The following is an 8,622-nucleotide window of genomic DNA, read 5'->3' as shown; positions in this document are numbered from 1 at the left end:
TCCAGGTCTCAGGCTCCTTTGCTGAGATCTCATGAGCGGCGCGATACAGGCCAACATTCTCCTGCAGCAGCTTGTGGTTCAAAGCTGTCACAAAGTAGATGGTACTCTCAAGCGAGCCGAGGGGATCTTGCAGATCCTGAATAAGGCGTTGAGCATGCTCCTCGTAAATCTCAAAAAGGCGCTCGAACAACATTTCCTTGTTCTTGAAGCGAAAGTAGAAATTACCCGTAGACGAACCTGCAAGTTGAACAATGTCTGAAACCCGCGCCCGCGCTACACCCTCTTTGGCAAAAATCGTTTTTGCAGCTTGCAGGAAATTCTGCTCCGCCTCATAGCCTCGTTTTTGTTTTGGCTTATAAGATTTCATTTTACACTCAAACTAGACGATAAGTTCTGTTTTTGATAATGATAATTGTGTTGCCAAACTATAACATCTCTTGGCTTGGGGCCACTGATAATAGCAGAATGCATGTGTGATTTGGGAACATATTGGGGGGACTATGAAATTACGCGAATTATTGCTGGGGGTGGCCTTTTCATTCACTGCATTTGTGGGCGTGGCGCAGGCTGCTAAAGAGCTGAAAATTGCAACCAGTGCGCCTTTAGGTACCCCTTGGGTCAACCATGTGGAGGCCATTGCGAGCAAAATATCGGCCAACTCAGAAGGGGCAATAAGCGCGAAATTATTTCATGCAGGTCAACTCGGAACAGAACCGGTTATGGTCCAAAAAGCCATTCGCGGACGGATCGATATTCTCGGCAGCTCCATGACGGCGTTTTCCACGGTTGTTCCGGAAATGGCTCTCATGGGTGTTCCGTTCCTGTGGGACAGCTATGCGCAAATTGATTGCGCAATGGACAAACACCTGACGCCTGTTTTTGAACCTCTCTTTGAGAAAAAGGGTTTCAAGTTCCTGCAATGGAATGAGCTGGGTTGGATTCACACTTTCGGCAAAAAACCATTTCTGGCTCCTGGTGATGTGAAAGGCGTGAAAGTGCGTGCAGCACCTGCCAAATACTCGGTCAACTTCTGGCAGGGTATGGGCGCAAACGGTGTCGTTCTATCACTTGCTGAAACGCCGTCTGCACTGCAAACCGGCATGGTGGAAGGCGGAACACTGCCAGCCATGACCTACGTGGCCATGGGTATGGGCAAGATGGCTCCCCATCTCACACTCTCCGCGCACCTACACCAGTCCGGAGCACTGGTCATGAGCATGCGCACTTGGAAAAAGTTGAGTAAGAACGAACAGGACAGCATCACCAACGCTCTGGTGCCTGTCCAGGGTCTTCGAGATGAAGTCCGCTCCATGGCAAAGGACATGCTCGCAGGTTTTCAGGAAAAGGGTGGGCACGTTCATAAGCTTTCAGCGGAGCAACGCGAAGAATGGAAAACAGCCGTCCTGCCATTGCGTGAAGAACTGGTGAGCTCAATCGGCGGGCAGGCACAAGAAGTCTGGCCTAAGATTCTAGAGGCAAAGAAAGCCTGTGTGCTTTGATCCCATGACACCTGAAAGGAAGAGCCCACTACATTTCGAGAGCTCTTTTCAATTTGCATGAAGCGATTTTTCCAGCTGCTGTACCGATTTGAAGCGACACTTGCTGCTCTGGCCTACATCATCGTGGTGTTAGCCATGCTGGCAGATGTCGTTGCACGAGAGTTTTTTGATCTCTCATTGATGCACAGCAGCAAGATCGCGCTGTTTGCAGCCATTTTTGCTGGCATGCTGGGCCTTGGCCTTGCAACATCCACCGGCAACCACATTCGCCCCAAGATCACTGACCAGCTATTACCGGCAGTTTGGCAAAACCTTCTGCAGCGGCTGGGAGACGTCTTGAGCGGCGCTCTCTTCCTGCTCGCGGGCTATGTCTCGTTTGGGCTCGTGCAGTCCTCCTATGAAATCGGGTTCCTCGTGCCCGTGGTGGATTGGCCGCTCTGGTGGTTCCAGTCCATCATGCCCTACGCCTTCTGCTCCAACGCCCTCAGATATTTCGGCTTTGCGCTGTCGCCCTCTTTGAAGCCAGAAGAGGCAGACGCGGCATGACCTATGCGCTCCTTCTCACACTCACTGTTCTGGTGATGCTGATCTTACGGCAGAGCCTCATTGTTATCTTGATGGTGCTCGGCGGGGCAGTACAGCTTCTGTATAGCGATGGCGAGCTGATGTTCATGGCGGAGGACTTTTGGGCCGCGCTGGATCGCGAGGCGCTTCTGTCCATTCCCGTTTTCTTGCTCTGCGGCTCCATCATGAGCCGCGGTGCCATTGCGGAGCGGCTCGTCACAGTCCTCAAAGCATTGACTGGATCTTTGTCAGGAGGTCTCGGCGTAGCAACAATCCTCTCCTGCGCTTTCTTTGCTGCAATCTCGGGCTCCTCCATGGTAACGCTGCTGGCAGTTGGGTCTGTGCTGTACCCGGCACTGCGAGAGCAGGGGTACTCCACCAGCTATTCTCTGGGCGCGTTATCGAGTGCAGGAACACTCGGCGTCGTTATCCCGCCAAGCATTCCCATGATCATCTACGGTCTGGTCACAGAAACCTCGATCACCGATATGTTTCTGGCAGGCGTCATTCCAGGACTTCTGCTTACCGTCGCTTTGGCGATCTATTCAGCCTGGGCCAACAGAACGATCCCGCGCACAGGCTTTGAGATCAGCGCAGCTGGCAGTGCAATCACCAACGGAATTTGGTCGCTGCTCATGCCTGTCATTCTGCTTGGGGGCATTTACTCCGGATACTTCACAGCCACAGAAAGTGCTGCCATCGCCTTGGCCTATGCGCTCGTTGTCGAGCTGTTCATTTATAAAGAGCTCACACTGGCCCAGCTCTGGGATGCTGTCATTCACACAACCCAGATGCTCGGCGGCCTGCTCCCAATTCTTGCCATCGCCGCAACTTTGAACATGGTGCTGACCACAGAGCAAGTTCCAAGCCAGCTGGCACAATGGCTGTCCTCGCACGTGGAAGAAAAATGGATGTTCCTGATCGGCCTCAACATCCTTCTGCTGATGGTTGGGTTCTTTATGGAGATCATCTCTGCGCTGCTGATCATGGCGCCCATTCTGCTCCCAGTGGCAACAATCTACGGCATCAATCCAGTGCATCTGGGCGTGATCATGATCATCAATCTGGAGATTGGCCTGCTGACACCACCTGTCGGCATTAATCTTGTGGTTGCTTCTCAGGCGTTCAGGGAAAGCTTCTGGACTGTCACAAGATCAGTCATTCCATTTGTCCTGATCATGCTCTGCGTGCTGCTGCTCGTCACCTTCCTGCCTGATCTCTCACTCTTTCTTGTAAGCTGAGGAACCCGTAAATGATTGAAAACATCTTCAAAATGACGGCAGTCGAAGTTTCTCAAGCAATCCGTGACAGGCAGATTACATGCAGTGAGGTGATAGAGCAGCATCTGACGCGCATTGATGAAACCGCGCATCTGAATGCCGTCACCACCCGCTTTGATGATCAGGCCCGTCAGGCAGCAGACCAGGCAGATCTTGCGTTGCAGCGCGGTGAGCCGTTAGGTCCACTCCACGGCATTCCCGTCACCATCAAAGAAAACGTCGATCAGGCCGGTGCCTCCACAAACAACGGCGTGAGAGCATTTGCTGGCCTGATTGCTAAGCAGGATGCTCCCCTTGTCCAGAGATTGAAACAGGCAGGAGCAATTCCGATTGGACGCACAAACACACCGGAAATGTCATGGCGCTTTCATACGGACAACACTTTGTTCGGCCAGACCCTCAATCCGTGGAATGTGTCCCGCACGCCAGGCGGCTCAAGCGGTGGAGCAGGGAGCTCACTGGCAGCTGGTATCGGATACATCGCCCATGGCTCAGATCTCAGTGGATCAATCAGATTGCCAGCTTTCTGCTGCGGCGTGCTGGGATTGCGTCCATCACACGGCCGCATACCGTTTTACAATGCGACCGCAGTTGCAGAACGCCCAATCACCATCCAGCTCTCCTCAGCGCAAGGACCACTCGCACGGTCGCTTGATGATCTCAAACTCGCTTACGATGTGATGAAAGGCTATTCCGATCTGGATACATGGTCCCTGCCGGATATGATTGAGGATAAGATCTTCCCAAACAGGGTCGCACTCATCACACCACCGGATGCTGACCCGAAAATCAATGAATCTCTAAAGCAAGCAGGCGAGGTACTGGCGCAGCAGGGATACAAGGTGGATAACACCAGCATTGACTTTATCGAAGAAGCCTACATACACTACACATCGCTTTTGATCACGGAAGTCGCACTCCAGAAGGAGAGCGTGATCGACCGTTTTGGCTCAGAGCAACTACAGGCAATATTTGAGTACTACACGCAATTGGTACCGCCCATGGACTATCACGGCTATGCGCAGGCTTTGGCCGCTAGATCGCACTACCATCGCCTGATTGACCAATTTCAACGCAAATATCCCGTAATCCTTTCACCCGTTTGCACAAAAAACGCATTTGAGGCAGGTGCGGATATCAAATCCGTTGAGAGCCTTAATGAGATAGCAAAAACAAACACCTACCTCGGCTCTGTAAACTTTTTTGACCTTCCGGCCATGAGTATCTCCACTCATGATCACTATGATGGTATTCCAATCGGTATCCAGCTCATCGGCCCGCGTTGCGGCGAAGAATACCTCTTCAAAACGGCTAAAATTTTGGAGAATAACGGGTTTATCTCTTCTCGGCTTGCATCGGCCAAAGAGGCAATAGCGTAGCCAATACGTGCGATTTTGGAGTCAATAATACAAAACAGAGCCAGAATTGCCGTGGTTTCCGGAAATTTAGAATAGAAAACAGGAAGAAAAGAGAGGCGCTGATCCATAGTTTTTCATCAAAGGACAGCTCAGAGACGCCCGTCTCAAGGCTTTCCGGTTATCCCCTCAAGAACTATGCAATCTGAAGTGCTGGCGAGCTCTTCAGAAAATGGGAGAAAAGCATGGCCCGAAACCCCAAAATCACCTTTATTGGTGCCGGTTCCACCACGTTTATGAAGAACATCATTGGTGATATTCTGCAGCGTTCAGCGCTCTCTGGAGCACATGTCGCTCTGATGGATATCAACGAGGAACGCCTTGGTGAATCTGAGATTGTAGCGCGTAAACTGATTTCGACGCTGGGAGTGAGCGCAACAGTTTCAACGCACACCAATCAGATGGAAGCGCTTGATTCTACTGACTTTGTAGTCGTTGCTTTCCAGATTGGTGGCTTCGAGCCGTGCACGGTCACAGACTTCGAAATTCCCAAGAAATACGGCCTCCGCCAGACCATCGCCGACACTCTCGGTATCGGCGGCATCATGCGCGGTCTGCGCACTGTTCCACACCTCTGGAGCATCTGCGAAGATATACTCAAAGTATGCCCGGATGCGGTCATGCTTCAATACGTGAACCCAATGGCGATCAACACCTGGGCCATCGCGCAAAAGTACCCACAAATCAAACAGGTAGGCCTCTGCCACTCTGTTCAGGGCACAGTCAAAGAGTTGGCGCACGACCTTGATATCGACCCTGCAAATATCCGCTTTAGATGTGCAGGCATCAATCACATGGCGTTCTATCAATATCTGGAGGAGATCAAAGAAGACGGCACATTTGAGGATCTCACTCCAAGGCTGATGGAAGGCTACCGCGAAGGCCGCTATCCGAAACCATCCACATGGAACCCACGCTGCCAGAATGTGGTTCGTTATGAAATGCTGACCCGTCTTGGCCATTTCGTAACAGAGAGCTCGGAGCATTTTGCTGAGTATGTTCCGTGGTTTATCAAACGTGATCGCCCGGACCTGCTCGAGAAGTTCTCCATTCCGCTCGACGAATACCCGGTCCGTTGTGTAGAGCAGATTGAACGCTGGAAGTCTCAGGTGGAAGACTACAAAAATGCAGAGAGCATTGAAGTAGAGCGCAGCCATGAATACGCCTCAACCATTATGAACTCCATCTGGACTGGTGAGCCAGCTGTCATTTATGGTAACGTGCAAAACAAAGGCTACATTACCTCACTGCCACAGGATTGCGCAGTTGAAGTGCCGTGTCTTGTGGATCGCAACGGCATCCAGCCAACGCACATTGGAAAATTGCCAGCTCAATTGGCAGCTCTGATGCGTACAAACATTGGTCCTCAGGAGTTGACCGTTGAGGCGCTCATGACGGAGACGCGCGAGCATATCTACCACGCTGCAATGCTTGATCCGCACACCGCAGCGGAGTTGGATCTGGACCAAATCTGGGCCATGGTGGACGAGCTTCTGGAAGCACACAAAGACTGGTTGCCAGCCTGGACGCAGAAGCAAGTGCTTGAAACTGCATAGCAAGAGCGCTGCCAATTAGAAGAATGCGATGACATAAGCGGTTGCCTGAAACGAGGCTGCCGCTTATGTATATTCTGATATATCAAAGATGAGTGCCAAGCACTCCCTGGGGGAATGAATGTCTGGGAACGTCACTTTTCATGATCTGAAGGACGCAAGTGTATTCATCACTGGCGGCGGAGCAGGGATCGGCGCAAGCCTCACTGATGGCTTCATGCAACAGGGCGCTAAAGTCGCCTTTGTACAGCGCTCTGATGCTTCAGAATTTGCCGAGCAGATGAAGGAAAAGCACGGTGTCGCACCTTTGTTCATCAAGTGTGATGTCACCGATGTTGATGCTCTTCAGACCTCCATCAAACAGGCGGAAAAGGCCCATGGTCCGATTACCGTGCTGGTGAATAATGCTGCAAACGATACTCGCCATACCCTTGAAGAATTCAAGGTAGATCAATGGGATGCATCTATGCACGTGAACTTGCGCCCCCATTTCTTTACCGCTCAGGCTGCCGCCGCAGGCATGAAAGCGGCTGGTGGTGGTTCCATCATCAACTTCTCATCCATCTCCTACATGATGGGCAACGCAGGCTATCCGGCTTATGAAACGTCCAAAGCAGCCATCACTGGTCTGACCAGAGCTTTGGCGCGTGAGTTGGGACCAGACAACATCCGCGTCAACGCTCTGATGCCGGGCTGGGTCCTCACACAGCGACAGAAAGACCTCTGGGCAACGCCGGAAGATCTGAAAGCCCATCTGGGTCGTCAGTGTCTGAAGGAGCATCTGGAACCGGACGATATTATTGATGCAACACTGTTTTTGGCATCCAAAGCCAGCCGTATGATGACCAGCCAAGCCCTTGTCATTGATGGTGGCGTTGTCGTGACAGGCTAAAGAAAAAGTAGCGGGTAGGCAGCTGCCCGCTATATCTTGCCAATGTTTCTGGCTTGTTTGCGAAACGCAGCTGGAGATGTGCTGAAGTGGTTTTGGAACGCCTCATAAAAGCTCGAAAGAGACCTGAACCCAGCATCCATCGCGATGGACAAGATTTTCATCTCAGATTCAGCAAGCAACATGCGTGCATGGGATAGCCGGACGCGCGTCAAATGTTCCTTGATCGGTAGCCCTACAATGCGCTTGAACAAAGTCATTGCATGGCTCGGCGATAAGCCAACACATTCAGCAACATCAGAGACAGAAATGTCCGAGGTGTGGTTCTCTGAAATGAACCGCAACATCTCTTCCACATGCAACATGGACTTTCCGCGACCAACCACCGTGCTGGACTGACGATAGTCATGATGCAGTGTGTTCCAACCGTCCAGCGCCAGACGCGTAAACCGCGACGAGATCTCACTCAGAACCAGTTTGCGCCAGTTGATGTCATCTCGTTTGAACTCACTTGCCCAATGGCCAAAACGCACCGCATCAATCGGGCAAGGCGCCTTGTTGCAAATCACATCTCCTGAAATGAGTGCATCAGTGATGCGTGTCGGCAAACCCCACTGTAATATTTGTGCAAAGGAGATGTAGAGATTGACCATATCGCCATCCCCGCGCACCCCAACAACACCGTGCGGCGCGGCGCCCCAGAAGCAAATCATGTAACCGGGATGAACAGTCACATGACTTCCTGAAAAGGAATAGTCCATTTCACAGTTGATCAGGAAGTTCACTTCAATGGAAGCATGATGATGATAAGGTCTTTTGGAGAATACGTGAGGCTTATGGCGCATAATCAGGAAATTATCTGTCGAGGGTATGACACTCTGATCCAGATATTGACGATATAAGTCATCGCTAATACTCAATTGTACATCCTCCTCTTGCATCAATATTTGAAAAGCCGAATGAATCGATATTAATACGAGAGTTCGGCTCTCAATATTCTCCCATGTGTATAGTATAGAGAAATACGCAGTTTAAAAGCATCTGCGAAGAAAATCGGAATTTATGAATAGAAAGCCGGAGGAAAAGAGACGGCGCGGGTGGCCATGATGGTGTTGGGAGTAATGAAATGGGGGAGGAATTGATGTCTTCGACAAACCTTGTGTCTAAACTTTGCTTAGCAGCAGGCGTAAGTGCCTGCGCAATCGCGGCAAGTTCAGCACTGGCCGACAAAATGCCGGTTGAGCAGTCCATGTCCACATTGGAATATGATCTGCTGTCTCGCAGTGATTTGTGGACCTATCAGAAACTGGAGGGCTATAGCGAAGCCCCGTTCCTGAGTGAACTGGTCAAAGCTGGCAAGTTGCCACCTGTTGGCGAGCGACTACCAGCAGAGCCGCTGGTTATGTCAACCAAAGCCATGTC

At 51.3% G+C, this 8,622-nt stretch carries 8 protein-coding genes and 1 pseudogene; 7 read left to right on the top strand and 2 right to left on the bottom strand.

What is annotated here, in order from left to right:
* The coding region (locus tag PPL9_RS25400; RefSeq protein ID WP_152986830.1) for a TetR family transcriptional regulator at positions 1-367 on the bottom strand (367 nt) is incomplete at its 3' end.
* Positions 368-500: 133 nt separating this feature from the next.
* On the opposite strand from PPL9_RS25400, the gene dctP reads away from it, so the two are divergent.
* The 6 genes from dctP (at position 501) to PPL9_RS25370 (ending at position 7,203) form a co-directional block, all read left to right on the top strand.
* Positions 501-1,499, top strand: a complete 999-nt coding sequence (dctP, locus tag PPL9_RS25395) for a TRAP transporter substrate-binding protein DctP (RefSeq protein WP_057465311.1) — start codon at positions 501-503, stop codon at positions 1,497-1,499.
* Positions 1,500-1,556: 57 nt separating this feature from the next.
* Positions 1,557-2,045 (top strand): TRAP transporter small permease subunit, encoded by a 489-nt coding sequence (locus PPL9_RS25390; RefSeq protein ID WP_057465310.1) that lies wholly within the window; start codon positions 1,557-1,559, stop codon positions 2,043-2,045.
* The gene (locus PPL9_RS25385; protein WP_057465309.1) at positions 2,042-3,304 is read left to right on the top strand and encodes a TRAP transporter large permease; all 1,263 of its coding nucleotides are present in this window, start codon (positions 2,042-2,044) and stop codon (positions 3,302-3,304) included. Before PPL9_RS25390 ends, PPL9_RS25385 begins: the two co-directional genes overlap by 4 nt.
* Positions 3,305-3,315: 11 nt before the next feature.
* Positions 3,316-4,722 carry an amidase gene (locus PPL9_RS25380; protein WP_057465308.1) on the top strand — a complete coding sequence of 469 codons (1,407 nt, stop codon included), beginning with the start codon at positions 3,316-3,318 and terminating at the stop codon, positions 4,720-4,722.
* A gap of 221 nt (positions 4,723-4,943) precedes the next feature.
* A complete protein-coding gene (locus PPL9_RS25375) occupies positions 4,944-6,314 on the top strand; it encodes an alpha-glucosidase/alpha-galactosidase (RefSeq protein WP_057465307.1) in 1,371 nt (456 codons plus the stop codon).
* Between the two features lie 118 nt (positions 6,315-6,432).
* On the top strand, positions 6,433-7,203 hold the full coding sequence (locus tag PPL9_RS25370; RefSeq protein WP_057465306.1) for an SDR family oxidoreductase: 771 nt from the start codon (positions 6,433-6,435) through the stop codon (positions 7,201-7,203).
* A gap of 29 nt (positions 7,204-7,232) precedes the next feature.
* Here PPL9_RS25370 and PPL9_RS25365 read toward each other — a convergent pair whose 3' ends face one another.
* Positions 7,233-8,120 carry a helix-turn-helix domain-containing protein gene (locus tag PPL9_RS25365; protein WP_208989630.1) on the bottom strand — a complete coding sequence of 296 codons (888 nt, stop codon included), beginning with the start codon at positions 8,118-8,120 and terminating at the stop codon, positions 7,233-7,235.
* 221 nt (positions 8,121-8,341) lie between these two features.
* On the opposite strand from PPL9_RS25365, the pseudogene PPL9_RS25360 reads away from it, so the two are divergent.
* Positions 8,342-8,622, top strand: a pseudogene (locus tag PPL9_RS25360) (alpha-galactoside ABC transporter substrate-binding protein); the annotation flags it as partial.

This window comes from Pseudovibrio sp. POLY-S9, from assembly GCF_001431305.1.
Lineage (GTDB): Bacteria > Pseudomonadota > Alphaproteobacteria > Rhizobiales > Stappiaceae > Pseudovibrio.
The sequence above is the reverse complement of the archived record's forward strand: the minus strand, read 5'-3'. Positions and strand labels throughout refer to the sequence as shown.

Bases quoted from the DNA above. Each gene is read 5' to 3' on its own strand.
- PPL9_RS25390 (WP_057465310.1), top strand. From the start codon at position 1,557: ATGAAGCGATTTTTCCAGCTGCTGTACCGATTTGAAGCGACACTTGCT.
- PPL9_RS25385 (WP_057465309.1), top strand. From the start codon at position 2,042: ATGACCTATGCGCTCCTTCTCACACTCACTGTTCTGGTGATGCTGATC.
- PPL9_RS25380 (WP_057465308.1), top strand. From the start codon at position 3,316: ATGATTGAAAACATCTTCAAAATGACGGCAGTCGAAGTTTCTCAAGCA.
- PPL9_RS25375 (WP_057465307.1), top strand. From the start codon at position 4,944: ATGGCCCGAAACCCCAAAATCACCTTTATTGGTGCCGGTTCCACCACG.
- dctP (WP_057465311.1), top strand. From the start codon at position 501: ATGAAATTACGCGAATTATTGCTGGGGGTGGCCTTTTCATTCACTGCA.
- PPL9_RS25370 (WP_057465306.1), top strand. From the start codon at position 6,433: ATGTCTGGGAACGTCACTTTTCATGATCTGAAGGACGCAAGTGTATTC.